We start from the raw sequence: 16,510 nt of genomic DNA on the forward strand, positions 1-16,510 counted from the left end.
AGGTGGTGTCCCGCCCCGTCAGCTGTCCTCGAGGCCGACGGTGCCGAGCACGGCGGAATCGCTGCGGCGCTGCGCCTCCAGCGCGGCGGCCTTCTCGCGCGCCGAGCGCCACTCGCCGAGCAGCTTGCTCTGCAGCCCGAACATCTCGCGCTCCTCCTCCGGCTCGGCGTGGTCGTAGCCGAGCAGGTGCAGCACGCCGTGCACCGTGAGCAGGTGCAGCTCGTCGTCGAGCGAGTGCCCCGCGGTGCGGGCCTGCGCCTTCGCGAACTCGGGACAGAGCACGATGTCGCCGAGCAGGGCTGGGCCCAGCTCGGGGGCGTCGGGGCGGCGCGACTCCTCCGCGAGGTCGTCCATCGGGAACGACATCACGTCGGTCGGCCCCGGCTCCTCCATCCAGCGCTCGTGCAGCTCGGACATCGCGTCGAGACCGACGGCGAGGATGGACAGCTCGGCGGCGGGACTCACGCGCATGGCGTCGAGCGCGAAGCGCGCAACGGACGCGATGAGCGGCTCGTCGACGCTCACGCCGGACTCGTTGCAGACCTCGATGGACACGTCCATCAGGGTAGAACGTGGCCCGTTGCCCGAGTTCGCCAGGCGGTCACCCCAACCTGAGGGCCGGGTCGGACGTCTTCTCAGGTACGCCACGTTCTCGGGGGAGACATCATGCGCGTCGATCGGATCATCACTCGGATCATCACGGCCTGCGCACTGCTACTGGCAGCAGGTTGCGCCGCATCACCAGCCGCAACCACCGCCCCGGCGACCACACCGCCGACGACAACACTGCCGGCGGCCGCGGCGGCCGCGGCTCCGCCGCCGCCCAGCACGTTCCTCGCCAGCACCGACGGCGACACCGACCTGGTCGAGGTCGACGCCGCGAGCGGCACCGTGCTGCGCACGCTCGTCGACCTCGGGTCGCCGGAGCGCAGCGACCCGAACGCCGCGCCGCCGCGCTCCATCGACGGGGTGGCCAGGACCCCCGACCGGCAGACGATCTACTTCAGCGCCGGCCCCGAACCGGCGATCAGCACCCTGTACCGGGTCGGCGCCGCGGGCGGGGAGCCGGAGCAGATCGGGCAGGGCAACTCCCCCGCCGTCGACAGCTCCGGGCGCTACCTCGCCTACGCCGCCGGGCCGTGGCTGACCGTCCGCGACCTCACCACCGGCACCGAACGGACCTGGGGCCCGGCGGCGAGCAACGAGTTCGTCAACGGCCCGCTGTCGTGGGAGCCCGGCGGCAGCCGGGTCGCCTTCACGATGGGCTCCGGGGCGCGGCAAGGCATCGGCGTGGTCGACACCGCTGTCCCGGGCCCGTTGAACGGACCGCTCCAGTTCGGTCCCGGCGAGCACGGGATGTTCTCGCCGATCCTGGTGGACGGATCAACGGTGCAGGCCGTGGTCTCGTGCTGCGCGGAACAGGCTGCCTACGGCGTCGCCGGCTCCGAGATCGTCACGGTCGACCTGCGGACCGGGTCCGTCACGGACCGGCGCACGCCGGCGCAGCCCGTCCAGCAGGTCGTCGGCGACGGCGCCGGCCACCAGCTCGTCACCACCGTGCCCGATCCCACGACCGGGAAGCGCGCGGTGCTGGCCGGGGACACCGTCCGGCTCGACGACGCGACGTTCGCCGGATGGTGAGGCCGGTAGGTTCGCGCTGGTGACGACGAACTGGGCCGGCAACATCACGTTCGGCGCGACCGCCCTGCACCGTCCCACCTCGGTGGCGGAGGTGCAGGAGATCATCGCCCGGTCGGAGCGGGTGCGTGCGCTCGGCTCCGGCCACTCCTTCAACCGGATCGCCGACACGGACGGCGTGCAGGTGTCCCTCGCGGCGCTGCCGCGCCGGGTCGAGATCGGCGACGGCGAGGTCACCGTCACCGCCGGGCTGCGCTACGGCGAGCTGGTCGCCGAGCTCGACGCCGCGGGTTACGCGCTGCTCAACATGGGCTCGTTGCCGCACATCGTGGTGGCGGGCGCCGCCGCGACCGGCACACACGGCTCCGGCGTCGCCAACCAGGTGCTGGCCGCGGGCGTCTCCGCCGTCCAGCTGGTCGGCGCCGACGCCGAGGTGCGCACGCTGCGCAGGGGCGATCCCGCCTTCCCCGGCGCGGTGATCTCGCTCGGCGCGCTCGGGATCGTCACGGCCATGACGCTCGACCTGCAGCCGGCGTTCGGGATGCGCCAGTGGGTGTACGAGGGGCTGCGCGGGTTCGAGGACGTCGAGGAGGTGCTCTCGGCCGCCTACAGCGTCAGCCTGTACACGCACTGGCGCGGCGAGGGCTTCGAGCAGGTGTGGGTGAAGCAGCGCGACACCGACCCCGAGCCGCCCGCGCGGTGGCTCGGCATGACGAGGGCGGACGCGCAGCGCCACCCGGTCGGCGGCGACCCGGCCCAGTGCACACCGCAGCTGGGGCAGCCGGGCCGCTGGTACGAGGTGCTGCCGCACTTCCGGCTGGAGTTCACCCCGAGCAGCGGCGACGAGCTGCAGTCGGAGTACTTCGTGCCGCGCGCCGCGCTGGTGGACGCCCTGCGGGCGCTCGAGGGGGTGCGGGAGCGGCTCGCGCCGGCGCTGATGGTGGCCGAGGTGCGCTCGATCGCCGCCGACGACCTGTGGCTCTCCCCCGCGCAGGGCCGCGACACGATCGCGCTGCACTTCACGTGGTACCCCGAGGAAGGGCCTGCCCGGCGGGCCGTCGCAGCTGTGGAGGAGGCGCTCGCCCCGCTCGACGCGCGCCCGCACTGGGGCAAGGTGTTCTCGACGTCGCCGGAGCGCGTCGGAGAGCTGTGGCCGCACCTCCCCGACGCCGCAGCGCTGATCCGCCAGCACGACCCCGAGGGCAAGTTCCGCAACGCCCTGCTCGACACGTACCTACCGCGCTGAAGTTCCCCACCGTTTTGCCAACCTGCACGGCCTCGCAGGTCTGCAAGTTGGCAAAACGGTGGGGAAGTTGCGGGTCGGACCCCGGATCTCCCCACCGTTTTGGGTGGATGCGCGCTCTGCGGGCGCGCAGGTGCACAAAACGGTGGGGAAGTTACGTGGGCTGGCGGGGGCAGGTGGTGTCTTGCGCGGGCGGGGTGAGGTCGACGAGGTAGCGCGTGGCCACAGCGTCGGTGCAGGCGTTCGAGCCCTGCAGCGCGACGGTGTGGCTGTCGTTCTCGACGCTGAGCAGGCGGGCCTTCAGCTGCTTCGCGAGCGAGACGCCGTCCTCGTACGGGGTGGCGGGGTCGCCGGTCGAGGAGACCACGAGCACCGTCGGCAGGCCGGGGGCCTCGACGGGGCCCGCGGTGCTGGTCGGCGGTACCGGCCAGAACGAGCACTGCTCCAGCACGTTCGACGGTCCGAGCCCGGGGTCGCGGAACGGCGCGAGCTCGTTCCACTGCCGGCTGATGTCCAGCGCCTGCGCGCGGTCGGTCAGGCCCGCCGTGTCGGCGCAGCCGATCACCTGGAACGCCTCGAGCAGGTTGCCGTAGCTGCCGTCGGCGTTGCGGTCGTAGTAGGCGTCGGCCAGCCGCAGCAGGTTCGTCCCGTCACCCCGTGCGACCTGGGCCAGCCCTTCCTGCATGAACGTCCACAGCGTCTCGGAGTACAGCGCGGTGAGCGTGCCGAGCAGCGCATCGGGGTAGCCGAGCGTCCGGCCGGTTGCACCCGCCGGCACCGGCTTCGTGATCAGCGGCTTGATCAGCTCCTGGAACTTCGCGGACGCCGCCGGCACGGAGGTGCCGAGCGGGCAGTCGGGCCGCTTCGCGCAGGCGGTGGCGAAGTTCTCGAACGCCCGCTGGAACCCGCGCGCCTGGGTGAGACGCGACTCCACCACCCCGAGCGACGGGTCGATGGCGCCGTCGAGCACGAGCGCGCGCACGTCGCCGGGGAACTGCTCGGCGAACTCCGCGCCGATCTGCGTGCCGTAGGAGAAGCCGACGTAGGTCAGCTTCTGGTCGCCGACGACCTTGTAGGCGATCTGCAGGTCGCGGGCGACGTCGCGGGTGCCGACGTTGGCGAGCACGTCGAGGCCGACGCGCTCGGCGCAGCGCTTGGCGAAGTCCTGGAACTCGGCCTCGGTCTGCGCGACCCCGGCAGGTGAGGTGTCGATGTCGAGGTCGACCCGCTCGGCGTCGATCTCGACGGGGTTCGAGCAGTCGATCACCGGCTCGCTCGCGCCGACGCCGCGCGGGTCGAACCCGATCAGGTCGAACCGGCGCGCGACCTCGCTGCCGGCCAGCCCGCTCGCCAGGTTCGGCAGGAAGCCGACCCCGGACCCGCCGGGCCCGCCGGGGTCGGTGAAGAGCGACCCGATCCGCGCGGCGGGGTCCTGCGCCTTCTGCCGGAGCATCGCGAGCTTCGCCGTGCGGCCCTCGGGATGGGCGTAGTCGAGCGGCACCTCGAGGTAGGTGCAGTCGAAGGCCGGGTTGCCGAACGTCGCCCGGTCGTCGTCGCTGCGGGCGAAGGCCGCGCACGGCCCCCACGCCAGCTGCTGCGTGAGAAAACGCTCGATCCCCCCACCCTGGGCCGTTCCTTGGGCCCCGGCCGGCGCCACCAGTAGCGAGACGGTGACAACACCCGCGAACGCGGTTGCCAGGAAGGTACGGAGAGTGAGCGGCACACCACGATCCTGGTGGCTCCGGCGCGCTACGGACAACCCGAACACGAAACACTCCGTGTATTGCCCACCCATCCGGGTGACGTAGGCCGTGTTTAGGAAGTCAGGGTCGATGCTCTTCGTGATCCAGATCGTCGCTGGCAAGGCGCCGCCGCGATCCGTCGTACCTGGCGTACCCGGTCGTGGCGGCAACGCCGCCAGCGGCGATCTGGGCGCGAAGAGCGCGATCAGGACTTTCTAAACACGGCCTAGGTGCCCCGTCACGGAAGGTTGGCGCAGGAATCGGGTGATCCAGTCGTCTGCGGGCAAGGCGCCGCCCGCAGCTCAGACCGGGCGTCTTTGCAAGGGCGGCAACGCCGCCAGCGGGCGACTGGGCGCCCGAGTTCCGTGGTGAACCTTTCGTGACGGGGCACTAGCGGCCACCACGGACGGGATCATCACCTCCGGCGCGAGCGCCGGTCCTGCGGCGGGCCGGTGCGCGGCGCCGCCGAGCGCAGGTTCGGCCGCTCGGTGGCGGCGTCCCAGCGCGCGTAGGCGTCGACGATGTCGGCCACCAGGCGGTGCCGCACGACGTCCTTGCTGCTCAGCTGCGAGAAGTGGACGTCGTCGACGTCGCCGAGGATGTCGCGCACGACGTTGAGGCCCGACTTCGTGCCGCCCGGGAGGTCGACCTGGGTGGTGTCGCCCGTGACCACGATCTTGGAGCCGAACCCGAGCCGGGTGAGGAACATCTTCATCTGTTCCGGCGTGGTGTTCTGCGCCTCGTCGAGGATGATGAACGCGTCGTTGAGGGTGCGCCCGCGCATGTACGCGAGCGGCGCGACCTCGATCGTGCCGGCGGCCATCAGCTTCGGGATCGACTCGGGGTCGAGCATGTCGTGCAGGGCGTCGTACAGCGGGCGCAGGTACGGGTCGATCTTCTCGAACAGGGTGCCCGGCAGGTACCCGAGCCGCTCGCCGGCCTCGACGGCGGGACGGGTGAGGATGATCCGGTTGACCATCTTCGCCTGCAGCGCCTGCACGGCCTTGGCCATGGCCAGGTACGTCTTGCCCGTGCCGGCGGGGCCGAGCCCGAACACGATGGTGTGCGAGTCGATCGCGTCGACGTAGCGCTTCTGGTTGAGCGTCTTCGGCCGGATCGTCTTGCCGCGCCGCGACAGGATGTCGAGGCTCAGCACCTCGGCGGGCGACTCCCCGATCCGCGCGCGCTCGTCGGCCGAGCCGTCGGCGAGCATCTCGACGGTGCGCCGCACGGCGTCGACGGAGACCTGCTGGCCCCGCTCGGCGAGCGTGATCAGCTCGGTGAAGACCCGCTCGGCGAACGCGACATCGGCCGGGGTGCCCGAGAGCGTCAGCTCGTTGCCGCGGACGTGGACGTCGGCTTCCAGCATGTCCTCGGCGACGCGCAGGCTCTCGTCACGAGATCCGAGCAGCGCGAGCAGAGCGGCATCGGGAACAGCCATGCGGGACTGGACGGTGGGGCCGGGTTCGGTACCGGTCAAGGATCAGCCGCCTGCTTCCTACATCTGCGCTTGGGACGTCGCCAATGCTACCGCTCGGCCCCGACAGAACGCCCGCGCTTTCCACCAGCGGTCCGGAGTGGCGCACGCCCCCCGCACGCTGCGCCTGGAAAGCCACTTTCCCGGCGCGTGGTGCCGGCAAGGTGGCTTTCCAGGCACACCCCGACCGTTCCCTTTCCCCGGGTGAAGTCCGGCACGTCTCCGAGACCGCGCGAACACCTACCGTTAACCTGGCTGACGAGATCGCTGTGCCCCGGGTGGTGCCGGACGTCCCGCACCCATCCTCGACCCGGCTGACGACACAGCAACGGTTCACCCGGAAGGTGAGACATGCGCCCGCGCGCTGCACGCTGCTGTCGTTCTGCTCCGGCCGGTGCCAGGTGACACTCGCACTCACCCGCGCCCCCGCACTCTTCCCCGCAGCGCCCGCCCCGGCCCGCCGCACGCTGCTCGACGTGCTCGCCGAGACCGCCGCGAAGCACCCGAACGAGGCCGCGATCGACGCCGGCGGCACCGTGCTCGGCTACCGCAGGCTGGCCGAGGAGATCGACGTCGTCCGCCGCCGCCTCGACGACGCCGGGATCGGGGTCGGCGACCGCGTCGGCGTCCGGATCTCCTCCGGCACCGCCGAGCTGTACGTCGCGATCCTCGCCGTGCTCTCCGCGGGCGCGGCGTACGTGCCCGTCGACGCCGACGACCCCGAGGAGCGCGCCGAGCTGGTGTTCGGCGAGGCCGCCGTCTCCGCGGTGCTCGGCGACAACGGCGCCTTCACCAAGCACAGCGCGCCGATCGGCACCCCCGGCACCCCCGGCCCCGACGACGACGCCTGGATCATCTTCACCTCCGGCTCGACCGGCACCCCGAAGGGTGTTGCGGTCAGCCACGGCTCCGCGGCGGCGTTCGTCGACGCGGAGGCGAACCTGTTCCTCACCGACGAGCCGATCGGCCCGGGCGACCGCGTGCTGGCCGGGTTGTCGGTGGCGTTCGACGCCTCCTGCGAGGAGATGTGGCTGGCCTGGCGCCACGGCGCGTGCCTCGTGCCGGCGCCGCGGGCGCTGGTGCGCACCGGGGTCGACCTCGGCCCGTGGCTGGAGGCGCAGCGGATCACGATCGTCTCCACCGTCCCGACGCTCGCCGCGCTGTGGCCGCAGGACGCGCTGGAGGACGTCCGGCTGCTGATCTTCGGCGGCGAGGCGTGCCCGCCGGAGCTGGCCGAGCGGGTCGCCGTCGAGGGCCGCGAGGTCTGGAACACCTACGGCCCCACCGAGGCCACCGTCGTCGCCTGCGCCGCACAGCTCACCGGTGAGGGCCCCGTCCGGATCGGGCTGCCCCTCGACGGCTGGGCGCTCGCCGTCGTCGACGCCGCCGGTGAGCCGGTGGCGATGGGCGAGAGCGGCGAGCTGGTGATCGGCGGAGTCGGGCTGGCCCGCTACCTCGACACCGAGAAGGACGCTGCGAAGTTCGCCGCGCTGGAGTCGCTCGGCTGGGAGCGCGCGTACCGCAGCGGTGACGTCGTCCGTGCCGAGGAGGCCGGGCTGCTGTTCCTCGGCCGCGCGGACGAGCAGGTCAAGCTGGGTGGGCGGCGCATCGAGCTCGGTGAGGTCGACGCGGCGCTGCTGTCGCTGCCCGGTGTGCGTGGCGCCGCCGCCGCCGTGCGCCGCACGCGCGCCGGGAACCAGGTGCTGGTCGGGTACGTCGTGTCCGAGGGCGAGCTCGACACCGACGCCGCGGCGGTCGCGTTGCGCGAGCAGCTGCCCGCCGCACTCGTCCCGCTGCTCGCGATGGTCGACGACCTGCCGACGCGCACCTCGGGCAAGGTCGACCGCGACGCGCTGCCGTGGCCGCTCCCCTCGGCGAGCGGGCTCGACCCGGTCGCCGCCGGCCTGCTGACCCCGACGGAGGGCTGGCTGGCCGAGGGTTGGGCCGAAATCCTCGGCGTGACGGTGACCGACCCGAAGGCCGACTTCTTCACCAACGGCGGCGGCAGCCTCACGGCGGCGCAGCTGGTGGCGCGGATCCGCACCAGGCACCCGCAGGTGTCGGTCAACGACCTCTACCTGCACCCGAAGCTCGGTTCGCTCGCGGCGCGGCTGGACGCGCTGAACACCCGCACGACGGAGCGGCGCGACATCGCGCCGACCCCGCGCCGCGCGGCGGTCGCGCAGGCGCTGCTGATGGCGCCGATGCTCGCGCTGGTCGGGCTGCGCTGGGCGAGCGTCGCCGCGGCGATCTCGACGGTCGCCGCGCTCGTCGTGCCGTGGGCGCCGACCGTTCCGTGGTGGTCGCTGGCACTCGCCTGGCTCGTGCTCTTCAGCCCCGCCGGCCGGATCGGGATCGCCGCGGGTGGCGCCCGGCTGCTGCTGCGCGGTGTGCGCCCCGGCACCCACCCGCGCGGCGGCTCGGTGCACGTGCGGCTGTGGGCGGCCACCCGGCTCGCCGAGCTGTCCGGCGCGACCGGCGTCTCCGGGGCGTCCTGGACCACCCGCTACGCCCGCGCCCTCGGCGCGAAGATCGGCAAGGACGTCGACCTGCACTCGGCCCCGCCGGTGACGGGCATGCTCAAGCTCGGGCGCGGCGCGGCCGTCGAACCCGAGGTGGACCTCGGCGGCTACTGGGTCGACGGCGATGTCGTGCACATCGGCAAGATCCGGATCGGCGCGGGCGCGACCGTCGGGTCGCGCAGCACGCTGCTGCCCGGCGCGCGGATCGGCAAGGGCGCGGAGGTCGTCGCCGGCTCGACGGTGCGCGGTGCCGTTCCCGCCGGTCAGCGCTGGTCCGGCTCCCCCGCTCGGCGGACCGGCAAGAGCGGCGTGCACTGGCCGTCGAGCCGACCGACGCGCTCGCGGCTATGGACGGCCGCGTACGGCGTGACGTCGGTGCTGCTCGGGCTGCTGCCCACCGTCGCGGCGCTGCCGGCGCTCGCGATCATCGCGACCGGTGTCGTCGGCACGGCCTCACCCGCGGACGCCACCGTCGGCGCACTGCTGCTGGTCGCCCCCGCAACGCTGGCCTACCTGCTGGCGTACGCGGCGCTCGTGGTCGTCGGGGTGCGGCTGCTCGGCATCGGCATGGTCGAGGGCTTCCACCCCGTGCACAGCCGCGCGGGCTGGCAGGTCTGGACGACGGAGCGGCTGATGGGGATGGCCCGCACGGGCCTGTTCCCGCTGTACTCCAGCCAGTTCACGGCGGCGTGGCTGCGGCTGCTCGGCGCGAAGGTCGGCCGTGACGTCGAGGCGTCAACGGTGATCGCGCTGCCGAAGATGACCACCGTCGCGGACGGCGCCTTCCTCGCCGACGACACCATGGTCGGCACCTACGAGCTCGCCGGCGGCTGGCTGCACGTCGCGCCCTCGCGCGTCGGCAAGCAGGCGTTCCTCGGCAACTCCGGGATGACCGCGCCGGGCCGCTCGGTGCCCAACCGGGGGCTCGTCGGCGTGCTGTCCTCGACCCCGCGCAAGGCCAAGAAGGGCTCGTCGTGGCTGGGCCTGCCGCCCATGCCGCTGCGCAGGGCGGTCGAGCAGGGCGACACGAGCCGCACGTTCCACCCCCGCCGCCGGCTGAAGGTCGCCCGCGGGCTGATCGAGCTGTGCCGGGTGGTGCCGGTGATGTGCTCCGGCGCGCTGGGCGTGCTCGTCGTCGGGCAGCTGATCGCGATCCACGCCGCCGCCGGGATCGTTGCCGCGGCGCTGCTCGCCGGCCCGATGCTGCTCGCGGCCGGCATCACCGCTGCGGGCGTGACGACGGCGATGAAGTGGCTGCTCGTCGGGCGCTTCCGCGCGGTCGAGCACCCGCTGTGGAGCTCGTTCGTCTGGCGCAACGAGCTGGCCGACACGTTCGTCGAGGTGCTGGCCGTGCCGTGGCTCATCGGCCCGTCGAGCGGCACGCCGGTGCTCGGCTGGTGGCTGGAGACGATGGGCGCGAGCATCGGACGCGGTGTGTGGCTGGAGACCTACTGGCTCCCCGAGTCCGACCTCGTCCACCTCGGCGACGGCGCGACGGTCAACCGGGGCTGCGTCGTGCAGACCCACCTCTTCCATGATCGGATCATGAGCATGGACGAGGTGCGCATCGACGAGGGCGCGACGCTCGGGCCGAACGGGATCATCCTCCCCGGCGCCGGCATCGGCGCGGCCACGACCGTCGGCCCGGGCTCGCTGGTGACCCGCGGGGACACCGTCCCGGCGGCAACCCGCTGGCTGGGCAACCCGATCACGACGTGGGGCTGAGGGGCAAGCCGACGGCCGGCTCCGCCCGGTCGGCCGACCCCTACCTGCCCACGCACGGCAACGGTGGGTACCGGGTCGAGCACTACGAGCTCGACATCGACTACAAGCTGGTCGCCAACCGGCTGACCGGACGCGCGGTGCTCACCGCCGTCGCGGAGCAGCCGCTGAGCCGGTTCAGCCTCGACCTCTCGGCGTTCCGGGTGTCGCGGGTGCTCGTCGACGGCCGATCGGTCAAGTACGGCCACCGGGGCGGCAAGCTGCACGTGACCCCGGCCCGCCCGGTGTCGGGCCGGTTCACCGTCGAGGTGCGCTACGTCGGCAGCCCCACGCCCGTGCGCAGCCGCTGGGGCGACGTCGGCTGGGACGAGCTCACCGACGGCGCGCTCGTCGCGAGCCAGCCGATCGGGGCGCCGTCGTGGTTCCCCTGCAACGACCACCCCTCCGACAAGGCGACCTACCGCATCTCCGTGACCACCGCGGCGCCGTACACGGTTGCCGCCACCGGCGTGCTCACCGGACGGCGACGCTCCGCAGGCACCCGGACCTGGGTGTACGAGCGGCCGGAGCCCACGGCGTCGTACCTGGTCAGCGTGCAGATCGGACGCTACGACGAGGTTGTCCTCGCCGAGGGGCCGGTGCCGCAGGTGGCGCTCCTCCCGGCCAGGCTGCGCAAGAACGCCGCCCGCGACCTCGGCCGGCACCCCGCGATCATGACGGCGCTCGAGGGCTTCTTCGGCCCGTACCCGTTCGGCAACTACCAGCTCGTCGTCACCGACGACGCCCTGGACGACCCGATTGAGGCCCAGGGCATGTCGATCTTCGGCGCGAACCACCTGGACGGCCGCCGGACGCACGAGCGGCTCGTCGTGCACGAGCTGGCGCACCAGTGGTTCGGCAACAGCCTCACGATCGCCGACTGGCGCCACATCTGGCTCAACGAGGGCTTCGCGACGTACGCGGAGTGGCTGTGGTCGGAGACCTCCGGCGGCCGCGCCGCCGCAGCGCACGCCCGCGAGTGGCGAACCCGCGTCGCGGCGAAGCCCGCCGACCTCGTGCTCGCCGACCCGGGCCCGGCCCGGATGTTCGACGAGCGGGTCTACAAGCGCGGCGCGCTCGTCCTGCACGCGCTGCGCGGGCGGATCGGCGACGAACGCTTCTTCGCGCTGCTGCGCGAGTGGGCGCAGCAGCACCGGCACGCGACGGTGACCACCGCGCAGTTCGTCGCACTCGCGGAGCAGCACGCCGGCGCCGACCTCTCGGCGTTCTTCACCGCGTGGCTGCACCGGCCGGCGCTACCCGCGCTGTAGGGCCCAGCCCGGCCCGGCAGTGGCCGACCCTGCACGGGCGATGAACACGGGACGCCCACGTCGCACACGAGGGCACTCGCCGCTAGCCCGTGAGGCAGTGCTGCACCAGCGGCCCGAAGCGGTCGACGAGCTCGTCGGTCGACGCGGATGTGAGGGGTTCGAGCCGCGCGATGTAGCGGGCGACGGCGAGGCCGAGGATCTGCACGTTGACCATCCCGACGCGGATCGGCGCGTCGGGCGTGTCGAGCACCGCCACGAGCCGGCCGGTGATCTCCCGGTCGATGAACTCGCGCAGCAGCGCCTGGGCGTGCTCATCGGTCGGGGCCGAGCGGGTGAGCGTGACGAGCGGGGCACGGTCGGACTTGTCGAGGTTCTCCAGGAGCGTCCGGACGATGCGGTTGCCGATGCCGTCGAGACCGCCTTCGAAGATCGAGTCGATGGCCGGCGGGAGGTCGGGCGGCACCTCGATGGCAGCGGCGAACAGGCCCTTCTTGGTCTCGAAGAAGTAGTAGACCATCGACGGGTCGACCCCGGCCGCGGCGGCGACCGCACGGACGCTCGCGCCCCCGTAGCCGTGCTCGCGGAACAGCACGCGGGCAGCGTCCAGGATCCGCTGCCTGCTCTCCGCGCCTGATCGCCAGCGCCCCGGACGGCCGTGTTCTGCCATGACGGGGGCAGTCTAGGCGGACCTTTCCCCACCATGCGTTGAAGTTTTGGGTAGTGTTTTCTACACCAACTGGTGGAGAAAAGGCGGGAAGATGCGGGTGATCGTGATCGGTGCAGGTCCGGGCGGGTTGACGCTGGCCCAGGGGCTGCGCGGGGCGGGGATCGACGTCGTCGTGCACGAGCGCGACGGCGAGCGGGGGCGACCGCAGGGGGTGAGCCTGCACGTCGACGACCGCGGGTGGACGGCGTTGCGGGCGTGCCTGCCGCCGGCGCAGGCCGCGATGGCGGAGGCCACGGCAGGTGGCCCGCGGCTGCGGACCCTCTCCGTCGACGAGCGGGACGGCGAGCTCGTGATCGTCGGGGCCGAGCCGCTGAGCGACGCCGGTCCCGTCCGGCCGGGCCGGCAGGTGCACCGTCCGCTGCTGCGGGCCGTGCTGCTCGCCGGGCTGGAGGGAGCCGTGCAGTTCGGCTCGGCGTTCACGGAGTACGAGGTCGCCGCCGACGGCCACGTGCTGGCGCGGTTCGCCGACGGCAGCACCGAGACCGGCGACGTGCTGGTCGGCGCCGACGGGATCGGGTCCGCGGTGCGCCGACAGCTCCTCCCGGACGCTCGCGTGATCGACTCCGGCCGGCGCATGGTGATGGGCGCGACCCCGCTGCGGGCGGTCGCCGACACCGGGCTGCCGGAGCTGATCGGCCACAACGCCACCGCCGTCCGGGCCGGCGACACCTTCGTCGCGCTGGGCGTGCTGCGGTTCGGCGAGCCGCCGGTCGCCGCACGCGACCGGTGGCTGCCCGGCCTGCGCTCGGCAGCCGTCGACGCCGCAGAGGACTACGTGATGTGGGCGCTGCCGGTCACGCGCGAGCAGCTGGGCTCGACCGGGGCGCCAGAAGCGGTGTGGAGTCGAGCCCGCGTGCTGGTCGCCGCCCAGCACCCGGCGCTGCGGCTCGTCGTCGACGAGGCCTGGCCGGACACCACCGTCCCACTACGGATCGGTGTGATCCCGGCCGTCCCGCCGTGGCCGCCCGGCCCGGTCACGGTCATCGGCGACGCCGTGCACCTGGCCCCCGGCTTCGGCGGGAACCTGGCGATGCGCGACGCGCACCGCCTCCGCGACGCGCTGGTCCGCGCCGCCCGCGGCGAGCAGGACCTGGCGACCGCCATCGGGGCGTACGAGGACACGATGCGCCGCGAGAGCTTCCCCGCGGTCCCCCGGACCGTCGAGCGCACCGCATGAACAGCGACCTGCTGACCAGGAGATCGCTCTCCCTGTTCGCCGCGGTGGGCGGCTGGCGCAGCGTCGCGGAGAGCGTCGCGTCGCGGGTGGTCTTCCTGGTCGCCTATCTCCTGACCGGGCACGTGCCGACGGCCGCGCTGATCGCCGTCGGGGCAGTGGTGGTGCTCGCGGCGCTGCGGGCGTTCACCGACCGGAAGTTCTGGCAGGCCGCGTTCGGGCTGGTGACGGTCGCAGGCTCGGCCCTGCTGGCCGGCAGCACCGGGCAGGCCGTCGACTTCTACCTGCCCTCCGTGCTCATCCAGGTGGGCACGGGGGCGGTGGTGCTGGTGTCCATCATCGTGCGGTGGCCGCTGGTCGGGCTGGTGGTGGGGGCGCGCCCCGGCGACCGTTTCGGGTGGCGACGCGACCGCGAACGGCTGCGCCGGTACCAGCTGTGCACGGCCGTCTTCCTGGCGAAGTGCACCATCGCGACGGCGGTGCTGGTGCCGCTCTACGTGGCGGGCCGGGTGACGCCGCTCGGCATCGCGTCCATCCTGCTCGGCGGCGCACCCGCCGCCGGGCTCTGCGTCTACCTGTGCTGGCGGATCCTGCGCGACCGGCCGGCCGGCGTCGAGGCGTGACCGGTGCGGACCCGGGCCGTGGCGGCTCGATCGCGACGCGTGCGTTGCGCACGCGAGGGCAGGAAAGCCACTTTCAGGCCCTGTGAGGGCAGGAAAGTGGCTTTCCTGCCCTTCCCCGGGGCCGGGGCGGGCCCCGGCGCTACCCGACCTGGATGATCGTCTTCCCCGGCGTGCGGCGGCCGCGGGCGAAGGCGGCGGCGGTCTCGGCGAGCGGTCGCACATCGCCGACAACAGGCTTGAGCCGCCCGGTCCGCACGCGCTCGGCGAGGTCGGCCAGCCGGGCGCGGTCCGGCTCGACGACGAAGAAGATCGCCCGCCCGTCCGCCGGCTGCACGGTCGGCGGTGCGGCGATGGTGACGAGGGTGCCGCCCGCGCGCACCAGCGCGGTCGACCGCTCCAGGATGCTGCCGCCGATGACGTCGAACACCACGTCCACCTGGCCGACGTCCTGCAGGTCGTCGGCGTCCAGGTCGAGGAAGGTGTGCGCGCCGAGGCCGAGCGCGACCTCGCGGTCGGCGGCCCGGCCGGTGCCGATCACGTGGGCGCCCACGTCGCGCGCGAGCTGCACGGCGATCGAGCCGACGCCGCCGGCGGCGCCGTGCACGACGACGGTCTGGCCGATGGTCAGGTCGGCGTGGTCGAACAGCCCCTGCCACGCGGTCAGTCCGGAGATGGGCAAGGCGGCGGCGACGGTGTGGTCGATGTCGGCCGCGAGCGGGGCGAGGTTGCGGGCCTCCACCGCGGTGTACTCGGCCAGCGACCCGTTGCGCGTCCAGTCGGCCAGCCCGAACACGCGCTGGCCCACCGTCAGGCCGGTGGTGCCGTAGCCGAGCTCGGCCACAACCCCCGACAGCTCGTGCCCGGGGATGGTGGGCGTCCGATCGCGCCCGGATCGGTCGGTCCACGTGCCCGGCCAGTCCAGCTCTCCGGGGGTGAAACCCGCCGCGTGCACTCGCACGACGACGTCGTTCTCCGCGGCGTGGGGGTACGGCATGTCGGTCAGGGTGAGCCCGTCGACACCTGCCTCACGGTCCTGCGCGGTGATCGCTTGCATGATCGGTACCTTTCAGATCGGCCAGGGGAGCCGACGATGCGCTCGACGCCGTGGACGCTACCCCCGCCCGTACAGCTCACCGATGACCATCCGCGCCATCTCGACCGCCGGCGCGCGGCCGTCCGGCGCAGGCGCCAGCGACGCCCAGACCACAACGGTGATCTTCCGGGTCGGGTCGTGCCCCACGAAGGTGTTGAAGCCGGGGAGCTCGCCCGTGTGCCCGTACATCGGCCCGAACTTGGCCAGCGCCAGCCCGTAGCCGACGCTCTGCGGGTCGGCGGGATCGACCGGCTGGATGCTCGCCAGCCGGGTGTGCTGCATCGCCGGGCCGAGCAGGCCGCCGCCGACCAGCGCCTCCGCGTAGTTCGCGAGGTCGTCGGAGGTCGAGATGCCGGCGCCGGCGCTCCAGGCCCACGAGGGGTTGGAGAACGTCACGTCGATCGGCGCGAGCGTGCCGGCCGCCGCCGCGGCCTGCTTCTCCGGTGAAAGCACGTTGGTGTCGATCGTCTCGACGTTCGTGCCGTACGTGTAGCCGTTCGGGTGCGGGCTCGGCAGCGCGTTCGACGTCGCCGGGAACGCCGAGCCGCCCAGGCGGAGCGGGGCGAAGATGCGCCGCTCGAACTCGGTGGCCAGCGGGTTGCCGGTGATCTGCTCGATGATGCGCCCGAGCAGCGCCGTGTTGGTGTTGGAGTAGAAGTAGCCCTGGCCGGGCGGGAACCGGACGGGTTCGGCAAGCCCGATCCTGATCAGCTCCTCGGGCGGGAACACCGTCTCCGGCGCGGTGTCCAGGATCCGGTTCAGCTCGGGCGACGCCGTGTAGTTGCCGAGCCCGCTGCGCATGGTGAGCAGCTGCTCGACGGTGATCGCCGCGCCGTTCGGGACGTCCGGCCGGTACGTCGCGACCGGGTCGGCGAGGCGCAGCCTGCCTTCGTCGACCAGCTGCAGGACCACCGTGCCCGTCCAGGTCTTGGTGACGCTGCCGATGCGCACGTGATCGCCCGGCTGCACCGGATCCGTGCCGCGGAAGGTCCGCGTGCCGAACGCGCCCGTCCAGTCGCCCAGGTCGGCCGACCGCACCCTTACGACGGCGCCGGTGACGAGCAGGTCGCGGACGAGCTCTTCCAGCTCCGGCCGCAACTTCGTCGCGTAGCCGGGCACGGCCGACGCGGACGGGCGCGGGTCGACGGGCGCCGCGGCGCAGGCCGCCAGCGCCAGCCCGGTGGTCAAGGTGGCTGCAACAACGCGCAGTCGGATCGACATCGAACCTCCACGAGTGGG

General features: G+C 73.1%; 11 protein-coding genes and 1 pseudogene. 6 read left to right on the plus strand and 6 right to left on the minus strand.

Features of this window, described 5'->3' with window-relative positions; genetic code table 11:
* Nucleotides 1–2 precede the first annotated feature (2 nt).
* A pseudogene (ybeY, locus tag LL648_RS13960) lies at nt 3–555 on the minus strand (rRNA maturation RNase YbeY); the annotation flags it as partial.
* Nucleotides 556–666: 111 nt separating this feature from the next.
* On the opposite strand from ybeY, the gene LL648_RS13965 reads away from it, so the two are divergent.
* Both LL648_RS13965 and LL648_RS13970 read left to right on the plus strand, forming a co-directional pair.
* Complete coding sequence (locus LL648_RS13965; protein WP_232662943.1) at nt 667–1,641, plus strand: TolB family protein; 975 nt, start codon at nt 667–669, stop codon at nt 1,639–1,641.
* 19 nt (nt 1,642–1,660) lie between these two features.
* On the plus strand, nt 1,661–2,884 hold the full coding sequence (locus tag LL648_RS13970; protein ID WP_232662944.1) for a D-arabinono-1,4-lactone oxidase: 1,224 nt from the start codon (nt 1,661–1,663) through the stop codon (nt 2,882–2,884).
* A 151-nt stretch (nt 2,885–3,035) separates the two neighbouring features.
* Here LL648_RS13970 and LL648_RS13975 read toward each other — a convergent pair whose 3' ends face one another.
* Nucleotides 3,036–4,604: an alpha/beta hydrolase gene (locus LL648_RS13975; protein WP_232662945.1), complete on the minus strand. Its 1,569-nt coding sequence runs from the start codon at nt 4,602–4,604 to the stop codon at nt 3,036–3,038.
* A gap of 434 nt (nt 4,605–5,038) precedes the next feature.
* Nucleotides 5,039–6,064: a PhoH family protein gene (locus tag LL648_RS13980; protein ID WP_232662946.1), complete on the minus strand. Its 1,026-nt coding sequence runs from the start codon at nt 6,062–6,064 to the stop codon at nt 5,039–5,041.
* A gap of 437 nt (nt 6,065–6,501) precedes the next feature.
* Here LL648_RS13980 and LL648_RS13985 point away from each other — a divergent pair, with 437 nt between their 5' ends.
* Both LL648_RS13985 and LL648_RS13990 read left to right on the plus strand, forming a co-directional pair.
* On the plus strand, nt 6,502–10,347 hold the full coding sequence (locus tag LL648_RS13985) for a Pls/PosA family non-ribosomal peptide synthetase (protein ID WP_232662947.1): 3,846 nt from the start codon (nt 6,502–6,504) through the stop codon (nt 10,345–10,347).
* Nucleotides 10,338–11,654, plus strand: coding sequence for a M1 family metallopeptidase (locus tag LL648_RS13990; protein WP_232662948.1), 1,317 nt, complete (start codon nt 10,338–10,340; stop codon nt 11,652–11,654). The genes LL648_RS13985 and LL648_RS13990 overlap by 10 nt, the downstream gene beginning before the upstream one ends.
* A gap of 82 nt (nt 11,655–11,736) precedes the next feature.
* Here the strand turns inward: LL648_RS13990 and LL648_RS13995 are convergent, their stop codons facing one another.
* A complete protein-coding gene (locus LL648_RS13995; protein ID WP_232662949.1) occupies nt 11,737–12,321 on the minus strand; it encodes a TetR/AcrR family transcriptional regulator in 585 nt (194 codons plus the stop codon).
* Between the two features lie 103 nt (nt 12,322–12,424).
* On the opposite strand from LL648_RS13995, the gene LL648_RS14000 reads away from it, so the two are divergent.
* Nucleotides 12,425–13,558 (plus strand): FAD-dependent oxidoreductase, encoded by a 1,134-nt coding sequence (locus LL648_RS14000; protein WP_232662950.1) that lies wholly within the window; start codon nt 12,425–12,427, stop codon nt 13,556–13,558.
* Complete coding sequence (locus LL648_RS14005) at nt 13,555–14,178, plus strand: DUF3159 domain-containing protein (RefSeq protein WP_232662951.1); 624 nt, start codon at nt 13,555–13,557, stop codon at nt 14,176–14,178. Before LL648_RS14000 ends, LL648_RS14005 begins: the two co-directional genes overlap by 4 nt.
* A 139-nt stretch (nt 14,179–14,317) precedes the next feature.
* On the opposite strand, the gene LL648_RS14010 is transcribed toward LL648_RS14005, so the two are convergent.
* The gene (locus LL648_RS14010; protein ID WP_232662952.1) at nt 14,318–15,232 is read right to left on the minus strand and encodes an NADP-dependent oxidoreductase; all 915 of its coding nucleotides are present in this window, start codon (nt 15,230–15,232) and stop codon (nt 14,318–14,320) included.
* A 57-nt stretch (nt 15,233–15,289) separates the two neighbouring features.
* Nucleotides 15,290–16,492, minus strand: coding sequence for a serine hydrolase domain-containing protein (locus tag LL648_RS14015; protein ID WP_232662953.1), 1,203 nt, complete (start codon nt 16,490–16,492; stop codon nt 15,290–15,292).
* Nucleotides 16,493–16,510 lie beyond the last annotated feature (18 nt).

This window comes from Pseudonocardia sp. TRM90224, from assembly GCF_021245725.1.
GTDB lineage: Bacteria > Actinomycetota > Actinomycetes > Mycobacteriales > Pseudonocardiaceae > Pseudonocardia.

Coding starts and splice junctions, on each gene's coding strand:
- LL648_RS13965 (WP_232662943.1), top strand. CDS start 667: ATGCGCGTCGATCGGATCATCACTCGGATCATCACGGCCTGCGCACTG.
- LL648_RS14010 (WP_232662952.1), bottom strand. CDS start 15,232: ATGCAAGCGATCACCGCGCAGGACCGTGAGGCAGGTGTCGACGGGCTC.
- LL648_RS14015 (WP_232662953.1), bottom strand. CDS start 16,492: ATGTCGATCCGACTGCGCGTTGTTGCAGCCACCTTGACCACCGGGCTG.
- LL648_RS13995 (WP_232662949.1), bottom strand. CDS start 12,321: ATGGCAGAACACGGCCGTCCGGGGCGCTGGCGATCAGGCGCGGAGAGC.
- LL648_RS14005 (WP_232662951.1), top strand. CDS start 13,555: ATGAACAGCGACCTGCTGACCAGGAGATCGCTCTCCCTGTTCGCCGCG.
- LL648_RS13980 (WP_232662946.1), bottom strand. CDS start 6,064: ATGGCTGTTCCCGATGCCGCTCTGCTCGCGCTGCTCGGATCTCGTGAC.